15 protein-coding genes and 1 pseudogene are annotated in these 19622 nt (G+C 54.9%); 9 read left to right on the top strand and 7 right to left on the bottom strand.

Features of this window, described 5'->3' with window-relative positions:
• The first annotated feature begins 95 nt into the window (after positions 1-95).
• Positions 96-1025, top strand: coding sequence for a GlxA family transcriptional regulator (locus AC2FLX_RS15585; protein ID WP_480751641.1), 930 nt, complete (start codon positions 96-98; stop codon positions 1023-1025).
• Here AC2FLX_RS15585 and AC2FLX_RS15580 read toward each other — a convergent pair.
• The 7 genes and pseudogenes from AC2FLX_RS15580 to AC2FLX_RS15550 all read right to left on the bottom strand — a co-directional run.
• Positions 1019-2647 carry a bifunctional aspartate transaminase/aspartate 4-decarboxylase gene (locus AC2FLX_RS15580; RefSeq protein ID WP_496875464.1) on the bottom strand — a complete coding sequence of 543 codons (1629 nt, stop codon included), beginning with the start codon at positions 2645-2647 and terminating at the stop codon, positions 1019-1021. The genes AC2FLX_RS15585 and AC2FLX_RS15580 overlap by 7 nt on opposite strands.
• 13 nt (positions 2648-2660) lie before the next feature.
• On the bottom strand, positions 2661-4352 hold the full coding sequence (gene aspT, locus AC2FLX_RS15575) for an aspartate-alanine antiporter (protein WP_496809882.1): 1692 nt from the start codon (positions 4350-4352) through the stop codon (positions 2661-2663).
• 27 nt (positions 4353-4379) lie between these two features.
• Positions 4380-7526 (bottom strand): efflux RND transporter permease subunit, encoded by a 3147-nt coding sequence (locus tag AC2FLX_RS15570; RefSeq protein ID WP_480751646.1) that lies wholly within the window; start codon positions 7524-7526, stop codon positions 4380-4382.
• Between the two features lie 4 nt (positions 7527-7530).
• Entirely contained in the window at positions 7531-8661 is a 1131-nt protein-coding gene (locus tag AC2FLX_RS15565; RefSeq protein WP_480751647.1) for an efflux RND transporter periplasmic adaptor subunit, read from the bottom strand.
• Between the two features lie 174 nt (positions 8662-8835).
• Complete coding sequence (locus AC2FLX_RS15560) at positions 8836-9105, bottom strand: hypothetical protein (RefSeq protein WP_480751649.1); 270 nt, start codon at positions 9103-9105, stop codon at positions 8836-8838.
• Positions 9106-9845: 740 nt separating this feature from the next.
• On the bottom strand, positions 9846-10415 hold the full coding sequence (locus AC2FLX_RS15555) for a LysR substrate-binding domain-containing protein (protein WP_496747024.1): 570 nt from the start codon (positions 10413-10415) through the stop codon (positions 9846-9848).
• A gap of 174 nt (positions 10416-10589) precedes the next feature.
• Positions 10590-10700, bottom strand: a pseudogene (locus AC2FLX_RS15550) (LysR family transcriptional regulator); the annotation flags it as partial.
• Positions 10701-10823: 123 nt separating this feature from the next.
• Here AC2FLX_RS15550 and AC2FLX_RS15545 point away from each other — a divergent pair.
• The 8 genes from AC2FLX_RS15545 (at position 10824) to tnpB (ending at position 19603) form a co-directional block, all read left to right on the top strand.
• Positions 10824-12266 (top strand): aldehyde dehydrogenase family protein, encoded by a 1443-nt coding sequence (locus tag AC2FLX_RS15545; protein ID WP_496809883.1) that lies wholly within the window; start codon positions 10824-10826, stop codon positions 12264-12266.
• Complete coding sequence (locus AC2FLX_RS15540) at positions 12266-13240, top strand: membrane dipeptidase (RefSeq protein ID WP_496809884.1); 975 nt, start codon at positions 12266-12268, stop codon at positions 13238-13240. The genes AC2FLX_RS15545 and AC2FLX_RS15540 overlap by 1 nt, the downstream gene beginning before the upstream one ends.
• Positions 13241-13244: 4 nt before the next feature.
• Entirely contained in the window at positions 13245-14933 is a 1689-nt protein-coding gene (locus tag AC2FLX_RS15535; RefSeq protein ID WP_496809885.1) for a hypothetical protein, read from the top strand.
• Positions 14930-15559, top strand: a complete 630-nt coding sequence (locus tag AC2FLX_RS15530) for a DUF3726 domain-containing protein (RefSeq protein ID WP_496809886.1) — start codon at positions 14930-14932, stop codon at positions 15557-15559. The genes AC2FLX_RS15535 and AC2FLX_RS15530 overlap by 4 nt, the downstream gene beginning before the upstream one ends.
• A gap of 12 nt (positions 15560-15571) precedes the next feature.
• A complete protein-coding gene (locus AC2FLX_RS15525) occupies positions 15572-16582 on the top strand; it encodes an Ldh family oxidoreductase (protein ID WP_480751658.1) in 1011 nt (336 codons plus the stop codon).
• 88 nt (positions 16583-16670) lie between these two features.
• Positions 16671-18497 carry a BCCT family transporter gene (locus AC2FLX_RS15520; protein ID WP_480751660.1) on the top strand — a complete coding sequence of 609 codons (1827 nt, stop codon included), beginning with the start codon at positions 16671-16673 and terminating at the stop codon, positions 18495-18497.
• A 390-nt stretch (positions 18498-18887) separates the two neighbouring features.
• Positions 18888-19235, top strand: coding sequence for an IS66-like element accessory protein TnpA (gene tnpA, locus AC2FLX_RS15515; protein ID WP_496809887.1), 348 nt, complete (start codon positions 18888-18890; stop codon positions 19233-19235).
• Positions 19232-19603 carry an IS66 family insertion sequence element accessory protein TnpB gene (tnpB, locus tag AC2FLX_RS15510; RefSeq protein WP_008555941.1) on the top strand — a complete coding sequence of 124 codons (372 nt, stop codon included), beginning with the start codon at positions 19232-19234 and terminating at the stop codon, positions 19601-19603. Before tnpA ends, tnpB begins: the two co-directional genes overlap by 4 nt.
• Positions 19604-19622: the final 19 nt, after the last annotated feature.

The following is a 19622-nucleotide window of genomic DNA, read 5'->3' as shown; positions in this document are numbered from 1 at the left end:
GCAACTTCCGCTAAATGGAGGGCAATGTGTTCTATTGTGCATCAAATCCACAAACTTCGGCTCCGGTACGCGGACTCGTGGTGTCGAGTTCTCGAATGACTGCAATTGACGTTATTGTGCCAACTAGCGCGACAGAGGCTTCTGCTCAGATTGTCGTTGACCTTTTTGGAGCTGCGAACGAACTGGTAAAAGGCGCGCCATACGAGATTTCCGTGAGAAAGCTTTCGGCACAACCTGCGGAGGATGCCCGTTACTGGGCCAATCGCACAGTTATTTTTCTCGGGGATATTCATGATCGCTGGCATCTGACTTCGGACGAACGAAATCGAATACATCAGATTCTACGACTCGCAAACAGGTCAGTTTTGATTGGCGGTGCGATCTTTTTGTTATGCGACACCGGATTGCAGGAACGATATTCCGTTGCCATTCACCCCAATTTCGCCGCGGCTGCGGCTGAAGAGCAATTGGTGGAGCGTGTTCCCGGTGCACATTCTGCAACGTCCGGGTCTGTCTGTACTGCCGTTAGCAGTTTTGCTGCCCTGCGGCTGCTACTCGAGTTTGTCGGCGAGGACCACGGCCAATTCACCGCCAGCGCCTTGAGTGACTATCTGGGCTTGAGCGCTGACCCGCGCCAGCAACAAAGCAAGGTCTCGTTGTCGTTGGTGCAACGTGCGCAGGGGGATCGATTGATCGCAGGTTGTCTGGACATTATGCGTCAGCATTTGGAAGAGCCACTGAAGATAGGCGAGTTAGCGGAACAATTGGGCGTCTCCACTCGAAAACTGCAGCGGCGTTTTCTGGATCTGACAGGTTCGGGGCCGCTTACGGCCTATCGCGCCTTGCGAATCGAACGTGCCCGGCAATTGTTGGAGCATACAAGCCTCCCGCTTACAGAAATCGTTGTCGCCACCGGCTTTGGGACATGTTCCAATCTGGCACGCTGGTTTCGCCGGGAATATGGTGAAACACCTCAATCTGTGCGCCGGCGATCATTTCGGGGCAGGCGCGCTTCAAATCACTGATTGGTGTTACCGTGCAACGGTTGATTTTGCGCGGCTCGATATGCCTGAACATAACCGCGAGCGACAGCTCTGACAGCACGACCGATTTTCGCATAAGCCTCGTCCGGAAGATTGGCAAACGATACGCGCGCTGACCAGTTTGGTGCATCAAATCCACCGCCATTCAGCAATACGATAGCGTGATCTTCGGCCAGCTTGAACGCGATATCCAGCGGGTGAACATTCTGCTTGATCCACTGAACTACGTCTTCGCCGACGTACTGACGTAACCAGTACTCGAAGTCGATGATGCCGTAGTAGGCGTCATAGTTATTGCCGAAGGATACATCTATACCGAGCGACTCAGTCAGTAAGTTGAAGCGCCTATGGACGATTTCCATGCAGGCGGCCTGATAAGTCTTTTTGGTATCGACCAGTTCGCAAAGAGAAAACAGGCACATCATCACCTGCTGAGGTAATGACAACCCCGCCGTATGGTTAAGCGCCACATCTCGGCTGTCTGCCACAATACGGTCAATGAAGCGGATTTCTCTCGGATTGAGGCTGAGCGTTCTATAACGTTTGTCCAGTTTTAGTTTCGTTTCTTCCGGCAGCGCAGCCAGTTTTTCGTCCAGGATGTTGTCCTGAGCGACAGCAATCAGGCCCAAGCGCCAGCCGGTACAGCCGAAGTATTTGGAATAGGAGTAAACGCCGATTGTATTGCGGGGCAGGTGCGCGAGAACTGATTGAAAGTCATGAACAAACGTACCGTAAACATCATCTGTCAGGACGATCAGGTCCGGTCGGGTGTTGGTTACCAGATCATCCAGTTTGGCAAGAGTTTTCGAATTCATAGCAACCGAAGATGGGTTGCCTGGGTTGACCAGAAAGAAGGCCTTGATTTTTGGGTCTTTCAGCTTGTCGAGTTCGGCGTCGGAATACTGGAAGCCGTCTTCTTCGCGGGCGGATACGTGAATAGTCACAAGGTTATAGTCTTCAAGCTCCGGCATTTCGAGATAGGGTGTGAAAATCGGCGTTCCCAGAGCAATCGTGTCGCCCGGGTTCAACAGCCGGTTGTTCTTGAGCGCCTTAAAAATATAGCACATCGCGGCCGTGCCGCCTTCGACCGCAAACAAGTCGAACTTTTCGTCTGGGCGGTGGCCGGCGCACATAGACCACATCAGGTATTCATGTGCGACGACGGCGTTATGATGCAATATCCGGTCGGGAACTGGATAGTTGTCACCGATGATCGAATCCGTCAGTTCGTGAACAAATGAATCCGGATCGAATCCAAAGGCAGATATTGCATGATCAACCACCTCTGCCAGTGTGTCCGCGCCCGGCATGCTTGCATTCTCTACCAGCCATTCGCGCAGGCGGTCTGCGCATCCCTGCTGAGCAGGCATGCCGCCAATCCCTGCAGGATCATCCATCACCCGCTTCGCTTCGGTAATTGCGAATTGACCCAAAAGAAAAAAAGCCTCGCGCGGGTGCGTGGCGATCCAGTTAGGGTTACCTCGACCTGCGTTCAGGAAAGCATGGCTAGAACGGCGCGAATCCTCGCTGGCCAGTTTTATTAACTCATCCTTGATTTCGAACGGGCTGAGAGCTTCAAAATCGTGCAGATTCAATTGGTCCATTGTTAAAAACCTTTTAGAAACGCGCCATCGCGATGACGACGATCATACCGAAAATGGTCAAGAGCGTGTTGCCGATGGCGTAGGGCATACCATAACCCAGTGCAGGGATCCGGCTTTGGGCAGCTTCCTGAATCATGCCCAATGCAGCGGTCGTGGTTCGAACACCAGCACAGGCTCCGAACAGGATCGCCGGATGAAACCTGAAGACATAGTAACCGATATAGACGGAAAAAATCATCGGTACTGATGTAGCAACCACGCCCCAAAGCAAAAGTGCGATGCCTGCCTGACGCAGGCCATCGGCAAAGCCGGGTCCTGCCGAAATTCCCACAACGGCGATGAAAACATTCAGCCCCATGGTGTTCATCAGCCAAAGTGCAGGCGATGGAATGCGCCCGAATGTCGGATGAATAGTGCGCAGCCATCCAAGAAGCAATCCCGCCAACAACGCTCCGCCAGTTGTCGACAGGCTGATGGGCAAACCGTCAAAGACGTAGGTTAGAGTCCCGACCAGACCGCCAAGGAATATCCCCCATCCTACAAAGGCGAGATCCGTTGTTTCCACAGGTCTGTCCGCGTATCCAAGCGCCTTAACCGCAGCCTCCACGTGCCGCTTACTGCCGGTTATTGTCAGGATGTCCCCTCGATGTAACTCTGTCTTGGGCAGAATTGGCAATTCGACCATGTTCCGCGTAATCTTGGTTAGATAGACACCCCGAGCCAACGAGGATTTTCCGAGTGCTTCAAGCTTCTTACCGTGAGCGCGTCGGTTTGTTACCAGAACATCCAGCTTTTCGATCTCGAAGCTCAGCAACTCAGGTACATCTGCTTCCTGCATCGTGTTTTCCAGGTGTTTGACCAAATCAGCGCGGTGACCCGAAAAAACCACAATGTCCCCGGCCTTGAGTTCGGACGCGGAATCTGCCTCGATAACTTTTCCATCCCTGCGCAAGCGTTCCACAAATATGCGGGTATCGGGCAGTAAGTCGTCCAAAGGCCTACCTACAAGCGGGCTGCCTTCGGGCATCACGAACGCACGGGCCTCAATCGCGTGATAGGCGGAATGGTCACCCATGTCTTCGCTATCTTCCTGCGCACCGCCCCCCATCTGCTGCTCGTATTCCTTGCAGGCGGCGACAAGGTCGATCTTGAGCAGGCGAGGCCCCAACTTGGCAAGGATCAACGCGGAACCAATGGTTCCATAGATATAGGTCACAGCGTAAGCGATAGGAATCTGGTTGTTGTATTTGGACACATCCTCGCTCGGTAATCCCATTTGAGTGAGTTGTTCGGACGCAACACCAATAGCGGCCGAGATTGTCTGGCTACCTGCGTAGAACCCGGCGGCATAACCGATATCCAGTCCTGCGATTAGTGCTGCCAGAAGTGGAACCAGCAGGCATACGATCAACACGCTTAGGGCAAAAAGGATCTGTCTGAATCCATCGGATTTGAAACCGCGCATGAATTGCGGTCCGACACCATATCCAACCGCAAAAATGAATAGAATGAAGAAGGTCGATTTCAACTCGGGGGCCAACTCGATGCGTGCCTGACCAATCACAACGGCTGCTAAGAGTGTGGCCGTGACGGTGCCGAGGCTGAAGCCCTTGATGCTTTTTGGACCAATCAGGAACCCGATCCCGATTGCCAGAAAAACCGACAACTCAGGATGATCCCGAAGCGTATCCAGAAGCCATTGCATCTTGTTTTCCTCCAAAATTGGAGGCGGTCAGCTTTCCGCCTCCTGTCCTGCTGTCGGCCGGTCCGGCTTGCCATGCACTTTTTCCCGGAACCATTGCGCGATTACGTAGAGAGAGGGGATAATGAAAATTCCGACGAGCGATGCAGCGATCATACCGCCGAAAACCGGCGTCCCGACGCCCCGTCGGGCTAATTCGGAGGCGCCTTCGGCGACGACCAACGGATAGAGGCCCGCAATAAAGGCGAAGCTGGTCATCATGACTGCTCGGAAACGCGCCCTTGCGCCGTCAATGGCAGCCTCGACGATACTCATGCCGTGCTCATAACGCTCCATAGCAAACTCGACGATCAAGATCGCGTTCTTTGCCGCCAAAGCGATCAGAACGACCAGACCGATCTGTGCATATAGGTTGTTTTCCAGCTCAAGCAGCAACAGCGCTCCCATCGCCCCACACATGGCGAAGGTCACCGACAACAGCACTGCTAGTGGGATTGTCCAGCTTTCATAGAGCGCGACGAGGAACAGATAGGCAAACAATACGGCCAGGCCCAAAACAATCTGGGTTTTGCCCGCCGCCTCGATCTGTTGTTGTGCGGTGCCGGTCCATTGATAACTATAACCCTGCGGAAGCGTCTGATTTGCCAGCTGATCCATGGCGGCAATCGCCTCGCCCATCGAATGCCCGGGTGTCGGCCCCCCGGCTATCGTAACCGAGCGGAAGTTGTTATAGCGTACCAAAAATTGTGGCCCCAGGACCAAGTCAGATGTCGCCACAGCTCGGATCGGCACCATATCGCCGTCCTTGTTACGAACGTGGATGCGAGCAATGTCATCTACATGATCACGGAATTGCTGTTCTGCTTGCAGATTGACCTGCCAAGTGCGCCCAAACAGGTTCATGTCATTCACATGATAGCCACCCAGAGTGACCTGCATTGCACGAAATACGGCATCCACGTCCACTCCGAGAGTCTGAAGTTTTTTCCGGTCAAGGTCGAGATGCAGCTGCGGAGTTTGAGCCGAGAATGTTGTATAGACACCGGTCAGGCGCGGGTTTTCGTTGGCGGCGGTGATTAGTCCTTTGGTTGTCGCGCCAAGGTCCAGAACATCGCTGCCTTGTAGATCAAGCAACTGGAACTCGAACCCTGCGCCTGTTCCAAGACCGATGATCGGGGGCAGGTTGAACGGTACAGCAATCCCATCCTCCAGCCCTGCGAACCGGGCACGTACATATCTCAATGATGAACGAACAGATAGCGAAGGGTCGGTTCGTTCTTCGAATGGTTTCATGATGGCAATCGCAAAGCCGCCATTGGATTTGTTCAGCCCGTCGACAAAACTGTATCCTGTTACGGTCATCACGTCCTGTACGCCGGGTGCGCTTTTGAGGATGCTGTAAACCTGGTTCATCACCTCGTTCGTGCGATTGACTGAGGCACCTTCAGGCAGAACAACTTCGGTGAAATACGCGCCTTGGTCTTCAACTGGCAGAAAACCGGACGGAGTGATTTTGAACAAAGCCCCGGTACCAAAGATCGCCAAACCGAGAAACAGGATCGCAAGTCCTGCGCGTCGGGCCAGGCGCGTCACGACGAAAGCATACCCATCCCTCGCGTTGTCGATGCGACGGGACAGCCACGCCAACGGACCGCGGCCGGACCCGGAATGGCGTTTCAGCAGCAACGTGCACAAGGCCGGGCTAAGTGTCAGGGCGTTTAGAGCCGAGATCAGCATTGAGAACGAGACCGCGACAGCGAATTGCTGAAACATCGACCCCGTGATGCCCGGAACGAAGGCAACGGGAACAAATACCGAAAGTAATACAAACGTAATGGCGAGGATCGGCGCGGTGATCTGGTTCATCGCTTCACCGGTTGCTTCGGACACCGAAAGATCGGGGCGTTCGGCCATCACCTTTTCAACGTTTTCGATCACGACAATCGCGTCGTCTACAACGATTCCGATCGCCAATACCAGTGCCAGCAAAGACACGGTGTTCAGGCTGAACCCCAGCGCCAGCATGAAGCTAAGCGCACCAATCAGGGATACTGGTACCGCGATCAATGGGATCAGTGCCATTCGGAAACTGCCAAGGAACAGGAACACGACGATGACCACAAGCACAAAGGCTTCGAGAAGTGTTTTGATCACTTCTTCGATGCTGGCTTTGACGAAACTCACCGAACTATACGGTGCGCTCCACTTCACACCTTCGGGAAAGGCATTTGACAAGCTTTTCAGCGCCGCCTCGACCGCTTCAGAGGTGTTCAACGCGTTTGCTCCCGGCGCGAGATAGACGCCGATCATCGCTGTCGGACCCCCATCGAAATGGGCTACCGAATCCTGCGATTGCGCGCCTAGTTGCACGCGCGCGATGTCACCAATCAGGATAAACGATCCATCCGTTTGGGAGCGTACGACTATTTCTTCAAACTCTTCGGCAGACGTTAAACGGCCCTGCGTTTGGATATTGAGCTGAAATACCGGATCATCGGTCATCGGTTGTGCGCCTACACGCCCTACGGCGGCCTGCGTATTCTGCGCCTGTACCGCATTGATCACATCATCGACAGTCAATTGCAGACTCGTCATCTTGTCGACGTCCAGCCAAATGCGCATAGAATAGTTCTGCGCACCAAAGATCACCGCGTCGCCGACCCCGGTTGAACGCTTGATGCTGTCCAGAACGTTGATTGTAGCGAAGTTCGACAAAAATAGAGCATCGTGCTCTGGGTTGTCCGACGTAATCGCGATCACTTCCAGAAGCGCGGTCGATTTTTTCTTGGTGCTGACCCCGGCCCGTGTAACCTCTTCGGGCAAGGACGACAAGGCCAGGCTCACGCGGTTCTGCACGTTGACCGCATTGATGTCGGGGTCGGTGCCCGGCTCAAACGTCACCTGTAGGCTATAGCTTCCATCCGAGCCACTGGTGGACTTCATGTAAAGCATGTCGCTAACGCCCACGACCTGCTCTTCGATGATTTGCGCGACCGTGGCTTCAACCACGTCGGCCCCTGCGCCGGGATAGACCGTCGACACCTGCACTTGTGGCGGCACGATGTCGGGCAACTGTTCAACCGGCAACTGCGTGAGGGAAATCAGACCGGCCAGCGTAATGATAACGGAAATGACGAGGGCGAAGCGCGGCCTGTGAATAAAAAGCTGCGAGATCATCGTCTCAATCCTTGCCGTTGCCCACATCTTCGGATTGAACGACTTCAACCTCGAGACCCGGACGGGCACGTTGAAGCCCCACAGTGATTACCTGATCGCCTGCTTTCAAGCCCTTGGAAATCACCGCGCTGGTACCGGTGACGCGGTCGAGTTCTACGTTTTGCCGAACTACTTTGTTGTCGCTTCCGACCGTCAGAACAAAATACCCGGATTGGTCCTTTTGCAGCGCCGTAGCGGGAATTACGAGTGATTTTTCTTGGGAATGATCCACAACAGTCACAAGCACCAATTGGTTGTCGATCAACTGCCCGTCGGGATTCGGAAACTCCGCCCGGATCATAACGGTATCTGTGCCGGTTTGGACCTGTGTGTCGACGACTTTGATTTTACCGGTTTCCTTGAAAACGTCCCCACTTGCCAACGTGACTTTCACCGTCAAAGGTCGCGTATTGTTTTCTTGGGCGCGTTGTTTTCTGAAATCGATCAGCGCGGCTTCAGAGACAGGAAACTCGACATAAATAGGATCAATACTTGACAGCGACACCAACGTTCCACTTTCGGGTGCAACATAGGCGCCAACCGAAATGTCCGTCAGGCCGACGCGGCCGTCAAATGGAGCTGTGATCTTGGTGTAAGAAAAGTTGAGTTGTGCCGCCTGCAAGCTGCCCTTTAGTTGTAGTAGCTGTCCATCCACCTTGCCTTGGTCCGCTTGGGCCTTTTGTACGATGTTTTCGGCCACGTCTCCTTTGTCGAGCAGTTTTTGCTGCCGGTCCAGTTCAATATCAGCCAGCGTTTTCTCCGCCTCGGCTGATTTTATCTGGCCTTGAATTTGCGTGATCTGGGCCTGGTATTCGTCCGGTTCAATTTGAACCAGAACCTCTCCTTTGGCGACCCTGCTGCCATCCTTAAAGTCTATCGATTGAATGAATCCAGGTACCCGTGAGATGAGGTTGACATGGTTAATGGCCTGCACACGACCGGTAAACGACTTTGTGCTGGCGACCGCTTCCAATACGGCCTGGGTTACCGTCACTTTCGGCGTAACTTCAGTCTGCGTCTGCGTTTGTGCCAAAGCGATCGTGGCTGCAGCGGCAGAGTAGAGGAGACCTGTGAATGTTCGTCGGATCAGTCGCATCGCCACCATCTTTTACCAAAAAGGATCACAAAATCAGTGAATTGCTGAACGATATACAACGAAGACATTTTGTCTAGGAAAAGCTGAGCTGGTTTCCGGCAGACTGGCGCACCTAGCGGCTGATGCTGGCTCTTCGCGTTGTCGGCATTCCAACACCTGCAGGATGTCGCTGCCTTATCGCCCTGTTTCCAGGAAGAGTATGAACCGAGCTTCAACGTGGATGAAGTAATCTTCAAGCTCCATTGCTTTAAAGACAAGAGGGTCTTGTTTGCCATTCGTTTCCGCAAATTTTCTGGCTGCTATGGCGAGATCTTCCATCTTGCCACACAGTCCAATAAGTTGCCTGAGTGCTGCGATGTTCGACGCGCCAGACAAAAGCACACTATCCAGGTTTTCAGCAATATCTTGCTTGGCTCCTGACAGGGTTCGCATGATTTGTGCCAACTCGGGGCTCGTTGCTCCGTCAGCACCCCGAGTCGTTGTCGAAACGACTTTCAATTTGTCCAACAAGTTACTGTTTGGCATCAAGCGCTTACTTAGATCTAAAAAGAACCGGCGCCCTAGGCGCCGGAAGTCCGTCAGGGAGAACCTGAATGCAAACCTGCGTCTATATTGCGTGTTTGTCTGTGAACTTGATCACTCATCATTCTTAATTGTCTAACTGATCAGGTTTGAACGGCCGTGAATGGCATGAAGATATGCTTATCGGCATTCAGACGGTAAACCGATGCGTCGAAGCAACGCTCAGACCCGCATGAGTTTTTGGAATCGAAAACGAGCGCGCAAACGCCAGAAGCGGCTTACGCGCGTCAATTTCTGCAAGCTTCGTTGTGCGGAATTTGCTTGAAAGTTCGAAAACGTTTTATCTGGCCCCGGTATAGATTGGGCCGTCATCTTCCATTTGAAAAAGCGATCTTGCAGACGCGATCGCGCTTTTGATGCTGTCGCGAAAGTACTCAGCGCGCTTGCATTGAGCATCAGCAAGAATTTCGCGAATTTCGGCTTCGGACGGGCTTTTGTAGTCAAATTCACTCATGGGTGTGCCTGTTTCTGTCGTTCGGCCTGTTGGCCGCATGCTCGTGTGCATAGATCTTTTGCTGCGTGGTGATAATGGATATTCCGGGAAATCCGGTATGAAGTTAACGCATGGCTGTTGGGCTGAGTTGGCAAGCGATGGATGGGCACTAGACCAATTGCTGCGACAGAACAAAGGTGCAGCATTCATCGGTCAGTTCCTTAAAACGCGTTCTCTCTCTCTGATAAAGGTAGACATGGCGTTTTTCGGCCAGGTCCGAAATGGGCCGAAAAGCGATGGTTTCTGGAACAAATCGCGCGACTGTTTCCGGAAGCACGGTTACCCATTTCCCTGTTCGAACCATGGTGATCAGTGAATGGGTGTTCTGAATGGTGACGTCCGCCGTTTCAACGACATCTAAAAATCGTGGTGTTTGGATAAGTTCGCACAAAGCGTTTCGAATGAATCCGGCGGCGATGACATCGTAGATTGTGGGCACTTCGGCCCGAGTAATCAGTGGGTGGTTCGACGCGCAGACAAGCCCGAAGCGGTCCTGGAATAGCGGTGTGGCCCGAACCCCGTTGAGTGGGTGATGGCCTGAGGCGATGCCAATATCTGCCTTGCCCTCAGTCAACGCATCCAGAACTTGTTGAGTGTCGGTGTCCCGCAGCTCGATTTTGAGGCCGGGGAACAGATGGGTCATATGATCAAGAACCGAAGGGAACAGCAGCGCGGCCACTGAGGGCACCGAAACTATGCGGATCAATCCGTGAACGGCGCCCGCAGCGGCCTCGATATTTTGCACCGCCTGATCGAATTGACGCACTTGTTTCAAAGCCAAATCAAAAACCTGCTCTCCCAATGGCGACAATTGGTTCTTTCTTTCACCTTCGAACAGGCGCTTGCCGAGGTGATCCTCCAACTGTTTCAGTGTCATCGAGACAGCGGATTGGGTTCTACCCAAACGATCTGCCGCCTCGACCAAATTTCCGGTTTGCGCGACCGTGCAGAAACAGCGCAGCATTTCGATTTTGAGTGACATCATTCAATTTTTCTGAAGTTTGTTAAAGTTAATTGAGTTTGACTGATATCCGGTCGTAAGTCCACACTGTTCCAAATCTGACTTTTTGAGAATTTGAGGCATGACGTGACCAAGCTGAACTTGATTGCCGGCGAATGGCTGGCAGGCGAAAGCGAAATTGACAACCGCAACCCTTCGGATCTGAGCGACCTGGTTGGCATGTTCACACAGGCCAGCGCCGATCAGCTTGAGGCGACGCTGGATCAAGCGCGCGTCGCGCAGGCCGAATGGGCTGCCTACGGTCTGGAGCGCAAACAGGCCGTCCTGAACGCCATCGGCAACGAGTTGATGGCCCGAGCCGAAGAGCTGGGTACATTGCTTAGCCGCGAAGAAGGCAAGCCGCTGGCCGAAGGCAAGGGCGAGGTTTACCGCGCCGGTCAGTTCTTCATTTATTACGCCGCGGAATGTCTGCGCCAGATCGGTGAGAACGCCGATTCCGTGCGCCCCGATATCGAGGTGGACGTGCGCCGCGAAGCTATTGGCGTTGTCGCGGTCATCAGCCCGTGGAACTTCCCAACTGCAACGGCCTCGTGGAAGATTGCCCCGGCGCTGTGTTATGGCAACGCGGTTGTGTGGAAGCCCGCCAACATTACCCCCGCCTCGGCTGTGGCCCTGGCTGAAATCATCGAACGGCAGGATATCCCGAAAGGTCTGTTCAGCCTTGTGATGGGCTCGGGCCGTTCGGTCGGGCAACGTCTGGTGGAAAGCCACAAGGTCAATGCGATTTCCTTCACCGGGTCGGTGCCCGTGGGCAAAGGCATCGCCGCCGCAGCAATCCAGAACCTGACCAAAGTGCAGATGGAAATGGGGTCCAAAAACGCGCTGGCTGTGATGGACGACGCCGATCTGGATCTGGCGGTGACGCTGGCACTGGGTGGGGCCTTTGGCGGCACTGGTCAGAAATGCACCGCCTCGTCACGTCTGGTTGTTCACGCGGGCATCCACGATGCCTTTGTCGAAAAGCTGGTCGCTGGTGCAAAGGCGATGAAGGTGGGTCACGCGCTGGAAGCAGGCGTGCAGATGGGCCCCGTCGTCAGCCAGCAGCAGTTGAATGAAAACCTTGCCTATGTCGATCTGGGTAAATCCGAAGGGGCCGAGCTGGCCTGTGGCGGTCAGCGCCTGGAGATGCCTCATGACGGGTTCTACATGTCGCCGGGCGTATTCCTGAACACCAATAACAATATGCGCATCAACCGCGAAGAGATGTTTGCGCCTCTGACATCCGTCATCAAGGTCGGCAGCTATGACGAAGCTCTGAGTGTGGTCAACGACACCAATTTCGGCCTGACCTCGGGCATCGTGACCAAATCGCTGGCCCGCGCCACCCATTTCCGCCGCAACGCACGCACCGGTGTTGTGACGGTTAACCTGCCCACCGCTGGCACCGATTACCACGTGCCTTTCGGTGGCCGGGGCGACAGCTCGTACGGGCCGCGCGAACAGGGCAAAGCGGCAGCCGAGTTCTATACAACAGTCAAAACCGCCTATATCAGCGCAGGCCCGGTCTGATGCGGATCGACGGCCTGCAATATGCCAACTGGTCGGAGAAGATATTTCGCCAGCTGCGCGAAGGGCGCGTGGACGCGATCCACGTCACCATCTCCTATCATGAGAATTTCCGCGAAACGGTTCTGAATTTCGAGAAATGGAACCGTTGGTTCGAGCAATATCCGGATCTGATCATGAAAGGCCGTTGGGCCAGCGACATCGACATCGCGCGCGAAACGGGCCGGACCGCCGTGTTTTTCGGATTTCAGAACCCGTCGCCCATCGAAGATGATATCGGGCTTGTCGAAATCCTGCACGATCTGGGCGCGCGGTTCATGCAACTGACCTATAACAACCAATCCCTGCTTGCGACCGGTTGTTATGAGGCCGAAGACACCGGTATCACCCGTATGGGCAAGCAGGTGATCAAAGAGATGAACCGTGTGGGCCTTGTGGTGGATATGAGCCATTCGGCAGACCGTTCCACCATGGAAGCCGCCGAGCTCTCCGAGCGTCCCATCGCCATCACCCACGCAAATCCGCATGAATGGGCCCCAGCACTTCGCAACAAACGCGACACGGTGATCCGCGCTGTAACCGAAAACGGTGGGATGTTTGGATTTTCTGTTTACCCGCATCACCTAAAGAACAAATCCGGCTGCACGTTGGAGAGTTTTTGCGAGATGATCGCCAGTGCCGCGGACAAGTACGGGGTGGAACACCTTGGGATCGGAACCGACCTTTGTCAGGACCAGCCTGACTGCGTGGTCGAGTGGATGCGTGTTGGTCGATGGACCAAGGATATCGACTATGGCGAGGGTTCGGCCTGCAACCCCGGTTTCCCTCCAATGCCATCCTGGTTCCGGGACAATCGAGATTTTGGAATTATCGAACAAGGGTTACGCGCGACCGGTTTGAGCGAAGACGAAGTGGCCGGAATCATGGGCGGGAACTGGTATCGGTTCTTTGCCGACAACTTCGTCCCAAAAGGGTAACCAAATGGAAACACCGGCGAAGACACATATCCGCAGACGAGACCCTGCGATCGTCATGCGGCTTTCGCGACTTGGGTCACTACATCAATGCCGGCTGAGCTTCATGCGGCAGCTGACTCGTCGCATGGCAGCAGAAAACTGGTCATTTTCGCGACCAGTATTCGACATTGATGCCAATGGTGTCGGGTGCGCTGTTTATACTGTGCAGGGGCCGGAAAGGGCGTATTCACTTGTCGCCTTTGCTCACGATCTGCCGCCAGAGATGCGTTCGGACCGGGTTATCGCAACAGCCTGGGATGCCACGTTCACGCTTTTTGACGGCATCCCCAGCGCCGAGGACATCGACCGATTGTCTCGCAATATTCCCTTGCAGGAAGCGGGGCGGGTTACAGAAAGCGAACTGTCGGTTTCGCGCGCCAACCGGTCAGTTCGGTTGTGGGAGCATTTCGTAACTGCGCTGGCATCCGGGAGGCAGCCCGATCCTGAAAAGACTTACGCCGTCGGATATCTGATGCGTACGACTGCGGTTTATGGCTCGGGAAAACTGGGCGCTGCTGATCGCGAAAAGATCGCCAACCGACCGGAAATGCAGGCTCCGTTTCAGGCTGAAATGCTCTCAGTATATCTGACGCGCGTCTTTGTTCGGGATCTTGTCCAGCATATGGCGCGTTCGAGAGGAGGCGATCAGGCAGCCGATCTTGATCCGGCCATCGCCCAATGGTTGGGGATTGGTAACTCCACGGGATTGGGTATGGCACCCTATTTGATTAACCATCCGGTCCTGTTCAACAATTGGATTTTGGCACGTGAAGAGGCGATCGTCCGCGTCCGTACGGTAGAAACGGCAACTGCGGAAGAGGCCTCGGCCTTTCGAGAAATCTTCGAACGAAGTAAATTGTTGATTTCCTGGTGGCGTTCAGAGCATCCAATCCAGATCGAAAAGCTGTCCGCATTGTCTGGCGATCTTGCGGCGATAACTGACTATCTTTCTCAGGACGGCCTGATCAAGCAGTACCCGTGGGATCGGATCGTCAAGTGGTCGGAAGGCGTTCTCAGTCAAGAAGGGCAAGAGCTGATCGCGTCGCTGATCTTGGAGCCTTATGGGCAGCTAGTCGACGGCCTAGCTGATTGTATGGCCGATAGCAATCCAGACGCCTTCCGGATCGATGGGTCAATGACGGTAGAGCGGCTGCGCGCACTGTTGGAAGAACAGTTCAACTGGGCGCTGGCCGTGAATTGGGAGGTGCCTGAGAACCGTGCCCGCGCATGGTATGTGTCCGAGGAAAAGCTGGAACCGAGGCTTGGCGAAAGATTCGAGGAACCGATTGAGGAGTATGAGCAACCTCTGGCCCCCGCCCGGGATGCTGCGGCTGCTTTCAAGGCGTTGATAGAATGGGACGGCAAAAAGCCGGTGGCAGAATTTCTGTTAGAGCACCCCGAACACCGCCATACCGTCCGTCGTATTCAAATCCGTCAGATCGCGCCTTACGGCGAGATTCAGGACAACACCATTGGCGCCGATCTGTTGCCCATCGACATGCTTCGGGCAAAGCTATCCTTCTTTGGAGCTACACATTTCGACCCGCGCTCTGATCGCTGGGTGCGGATCAGCATGTACGCGGGAGCGCCCTATCCCGAAGACCTGAGTACTGAAAACGCCGACCTGTGGGTTTATCCGGAGGCGCAGAAATGAGTTTCGCCTTGAACGAAATCGAAGCCACCGCCAAACGCGCCACTCGCGGTGCGGGGTATACTTGGGGGCAAGCTGAAGAAGCATCGAAAGCGACCCGTTGGCTCTGTGAAAAAGGATCTGATGGCGCTGGCGTATTGGCTCGGCTGTTGGAACAGGATCTGGCGTCGGATCCAATCTTGCACAATCCTCGGCAGATAGAAGCTCCATGGCAGGGTAGTGAGGATCTTTGTCCATTGGTTGCCGGGCCGCTTTTGTCCGATTGTGCACATCTGCTGAAATCTGGTTCGATCAAGATGCGAGACGTTGCGCTCCCTGAACTGCTGTTGCCATTTGCCGCTGCTGCTGCGCGTGCTTTGGGTTGCTCGCTGATAGTTGACTTCGACGGTCTTCAAGTGGTGACGGACGGTGTGAATTTGGCCTCACCAGATGCCATCCCTGTTCGGGCTCGGTCAGTCACAGTTTCAAAAGGTGATGCACCGGTCCCTTACCGACAACAATGCACACGCGTGGAACCGGATCCGGAGGACTGGGCAACTTTGACCGGTTTCGCTCATCGCACTTTTGCTCCCGCATCCGATGAATCCCGCCTGCTGGGCGCAGGGGCCGGGCTATCCGACAACGACTGAAGAGGTATTGAGATGATAAAAACCAGGGCTCTTACTATCGCCGAAATCGAGGAACTATCATTTCGCGCCCTCGTGGGTGCCGGAACGTCGGAAGAGAACGCGCGTCCGCTCGCTATTGCAACGGCCGCGACCGAAGCGGATGGCGTTGCCAGCCACGGGCTTGCCTATATACCGATCTATTGTGAACACGTGCAGTGCGGAAAAGTAGACGGTCAGGCAAAACCTGTCTTGGCGCGACCAAGGTCGGGTGTGATTACAGTCGATGCAGCGACAGGTTTTGCCCACCCCGCAATTGATCTTGGTTTCGAAGCACTGATCCCGGCCGCCCGAGAGCAGGGGATTGCGGCTCTGGCGATCAGGAACAGCTATAACTGTGGGGTTTTGGGTTATCACACCTATCGGTTGGCGCAGGCGGGTCTTGTTGGTCTTGGGTTCACCAATGCACCGGCTTCAATCGCCCCGTCAGGTGGCGCAAAACCAGTTGTTGGTACAAACCCGTTTTCCATTGCCGCGCCCGGCACCGACGGTCAACCCGCTTTGCTTATCGATCAGAGCGCAAGCACCATTGCCAAAAGCGAAGTCATGAAACATGCCCGTGAAGGCAAGGCGATTCCGGTTGGCTGGGCGCTGGATCCCCAAGGAAACCCAACCACCGATCCCAATATCGGCCTCAAGGGCTCGATGGCCCCTTCGGGCGGCTACAAGGGTGTGGGAGTCGCGTTGCTGACCGAAATCATGGCGGCGGCGCTGACCGGGGCTACATTGGGAATACACGCTTCACCCTTCTCTGGAACTGCGGGCGGACCACCCAAAACCGGCCAGTTCTTTATTGCCATTGACGCAAACATAACCTCCGGTGACGCTTTTGCGGCAGGTATTGCCGGTCTTGTGGAAGCGATAAGGTATCAAGACGGAGCACATTTGCCCGGAGATGGCCGACGCGCAAAGCGCGTGGCTGCGCGAAAAGAGGGTGTGGCGGTAAGTATGGCAACCCTGGAAAAAATTGAGGCCCTGATGACCTAGGCCGCGCGGCATGCTCCTTGGATGGACGCCGCCCAAAGGAACGATCCTACAATAAAACTATCAAATACGTGCGAACAGGGAGGAGCACATGTCATCCAAACCACCTTTCACCGACTTGCAGATAAAAAGGGCCGCAAGCGGTTTTTATGAAGGGCACAGCGTCGAAATCGCTTTGCTGAGTAAGGCTATCATGGTCGGCCTTGTAATCTGGGCACTCGTCTGGCCCGCGAACGCCAACGGCGTTCTGGGCAGCCTGAACTGGCGTTTGCTTGAAGATTTCAATGCATTCTACATTGTCATCGTCGGCTTCTTCTCTTTCTTCCTGCTTGTGGTTGCACTGCTGCCTCAAACGGGTCGACGGATCATGGGGCCTGTGGGCGAGAAACCAGAATTCTCCAATTTCTCATGGTTCTCGATGATGTTCGGCGCCGGTCTGGGCGTCGGCCTCATGGTTTTCGCCACCGCTGAACCGATGGGACTTTGGGGATCGAACCCGGTTGTTCTGGCGGGTCAGGTAGAAGCCAATACCGAAGCCGCAATCCAATCTGGTTTCCGGTATACGTTCCTGCACTATGGCTTCCACGCTTGGGCAATTTATGTGGCGACTGGTCTATCGCTGGCCTACTACGCCTATACCCGGAACATGCCACTGACCATCCGTTCCGCGCTGACACCACTGTTCGGCAAGATGTTGAATGGCATCCTTGGACATGTCGTTGACGTTCTTGGTGTCGTTGCCACCATTTTGGGTGTGTCGGTTACTATCGGATTTGGTGTTTCGCAGTTCATCGACGGTATGTATGCCATTACCGGAATGGAATGGATGATGGACATGACCGGTGAAGCGCCGGCTCCTGGCACCGTTGGTTTGATTTCCGGACTGTTGGTCATCATGGGGCTGTCGATCATCTCGGCTGTTTCTGGCGTGGGTCGGGGCGTGAAATATCTGTCGAACCTCAACCTAGTCCTGTCGATTTTGCTGCTGCTGACCTTTGTCGTATTCGGTTCGTTCCTGTTTGCGATGACGACTTATGCAACTGCTTTTGTCGATTATCTGATGCATTACGTTTCGCTCAGTTTCGGTGCGTTTGGTCCGCAATCTTCTGCAGATTTTGCGGCAGCACTTCCGGCAGAGGCGGCACCATACGCTGACGCGCTGCGTGGCGGAGCAACCAACGCTTGGGGCTCGTTCGACGGCTTCAAATCCGGCCTTGAAGGCGACGCCGCTGCATTGCCCGAAGAGGTTCTGGCTGCTACCTACGCCGCCGGTGAGCCAGGTCGTCAATTCGGCTGGCAAGCGGGTTGGACTACGTTCTACTGGGCCTGGTGGATTGCGTTCTCGCCGTTTGTTGGTTTGTTCCTTGCGCGCATCTCCAAGGGTCGCTCCGTGCGTGAATTCATCGTGGGCTGCGTGTTCGCACCAGCGATGGTCTGCTTTGCGTGGATGACCGTTCTGGGCGGCACTGCAATCGATATGGAAGTTACGGGTGTCGCCGAAGGCGCAATCATCGGTGCGTCAAACACCGCGAAACTGTTCGTGACACTGGAACAGATCATTTCGGGCGGCTTGTTGTCCGGCGTTACCGTGATGTGCGTGGTGTTGATTATGACCTTCCTCGTCACTTCGGCTGACTCGGGCATTCTGGTTATGAACACCATCATGTCTGGTGGCGACCAGAACATTGGCAACAAGCACAAGATCGTATGGGGTGTCATCCTGACCCTGGTGATCGGCACATTGCTGATAGCTGGCAAAACCAATGGTGGCGCGGACCCCATGGAAGCACTTAAGAGCGCAATGATCATCGGCGCATTGCCGTTCACGATGGTCATGGGGTTGATGTGCGTCGCTCTCGCCAAGGCACTGTTCCGCGATAGCCAACGAGACCGTATTGCAACGGCAGCAGCCGAGTAATCAACAATTGCGGACAGCCACATCGTGGCTGTCCGCACCTTAAGGCAGCGCAACCTTTTAATTTGATTTGTCTCGCCCGAAGTTCTTAGGCTTGGTTTTGCAAATTTCGAGGTCGCCGTCTCAACTTCGTTCTTCACAGTGATCAACGATTGTCGCGGGTATCCAGCGCGGCGGACCTAGTGTCTGGTTACTAAAGCACGGGATTCAAACTTGTTGCCGGTTTTTGATACCGAACTCCTGTACATGTATGACGGGGTACCGTTTGGATGCTCAGGTCAATTTGAACATCCGATTGCCTCACCGTAACCGTCCGGCCTGCCCGCACTGACGGCCCTCGTTAGTGAGGGATAATGTCCATTAACGAACAAGTGGACATTATCGAGGTTGGGCATGGCAAAGCGGCGCAGGCGTCGGACTTGGTCTGAAGACGAGAAGCGGATGATCTGCGCGCAGACGCGGGTGCCTGGTGTATCGGTTGCGCGGGTTGCACGGCGCTACGATGTGAATGCGAACCAGGTCTTCAACTGGCTGAAGGAACCGCGGTTCGCGGCCGAGGCTGAAGAAGAACCTGTCACCCGCTTCCTTCCGGTTGAAGTTTTGGATGCTGAGCCTGCTTCAGCCCCGCCGGATGCCGGTGCGCAGATTGAGGTGGAGCTTGCCAACGGCCACCGCCTGAAGGTTCAGGGCGGCTTTGATCCCGATGTGCTCGCGGCATTGATCCGGAAGCTTTCGGCGTGATCCCGGTTCCGGCAAACACAAAGGTCTGGCTGGCCGCCGGGGTCACAGACATGCGCAAGGGGTTTGGCGGTTTGTCGGCCTTGGCCGAGAAGGTCCTGGCCGAAGATCCGTTCTGCGGGCATTTGTTTGTTTTCCGCGGACGGCGCGGGGATCTGCTGAAGGTGATTTGGTGGGATGGCCAGGGGGCGTGCCTGTTCTCCAAGCGGTTGGAACGGGGCCGGTTCGTCTGGCCCTCCGCGAAAGACGGCAAGATCAGCCTGACGCCTGCTCAGCTGTCGATGCTTCTGGAAGGGATCGATTGGCGGTTGCCTCAGAAGACCTGGAAGCCGCTGACCGCCGGTAATTTTCCCGCAATAGCAGAGCCGTAGGATTCCCATTCCGCCAAAG

This window comes from Ruegeria sp. YKSF57 (genome assembly GCF_059612585.1).
This window is presented reverse-complemented; position numbering and strand designations above follow the sequence as displayed.

Bases quoted from the DNA above. Each gene is read 5' to 3' on its own strand.
- AC2FLX_RS15525 (WP_480751658.1), top strand. From the start codon at position 15,572: ATGATAAAAACCAGGGCTCTTACTATCGCCGAAATCGAGGAACTATCA.
- AC2FLX_RS15530 (WP_496809886.1), top strand. From the start codon at position 14,930: ATGAGTTTCGCCTTGAACGAAATCGAAGCCACCGCCAAACGCGCCACT.
- tnpA (WP_496809887.1), top strand. From the start codon at position 18,888: ATGGCAAAGCGGCGCAGGCGTCGGACTTGGTCTGAAGACGAGAAGCGG.
- AC2FLX_RS15585 (WP_480751641.1), top strand. From the start codon at position 96: ATGACTGCAATTGACGTTATTGTGCCAACTAGCGCGACAGAGGCTTCT.
- aspT (WP_496809882.1), bottom strand. From the start codon at position 4,352: ATGCAATGGCTTCTGGATACGCTTCGGGATCATCCTGAGTTGTCGGTT.
- AC2FLX_RS15565 (WP_480751647.1), bottom strand. From the start codon at position 8,661: ATGCGACTGATCCGACGAACATTCACAGGTCTCCTCTACTCTGCCGCT.
- AC2FLX_RS15580 (WP_496875464.1), bottom strand. From the start codon at position 2,647: ATGGACCAATTGAATCTGCACGATTTTGAAGCTCTCAGCCCGTTCGAA.
- AC2FLX_RS15540 (WP_496809884.1), top strand. From the start codon at position 12,266: ATGCGGATCGACGGCCTGCAATATGCCAACTGGTCGGAGAAGATATTT.
- AC2FLX_RS15520 (WP_480751660.1), top strand. From the start codon at position 16,671: ATGTCATCCAAACCACCTTTCACCGACTTGCAGATAAAAAGGGCCGCA.
- AC2FLX_RS15570 (WP_480751646.1), bottom strand. From the start codon at position 7,526: ATGATCTCGCAGCTTTTTATTCACAGGCCGCGCTTCGCCCTCGTCATT.
- AC2FLX_RS15535 (WP_496809885.1), top strand. From the start codon at position 13,245: ATGGAAACACCGGCGAAGACACATATCCGCAGACGAGACCCTGCGATC.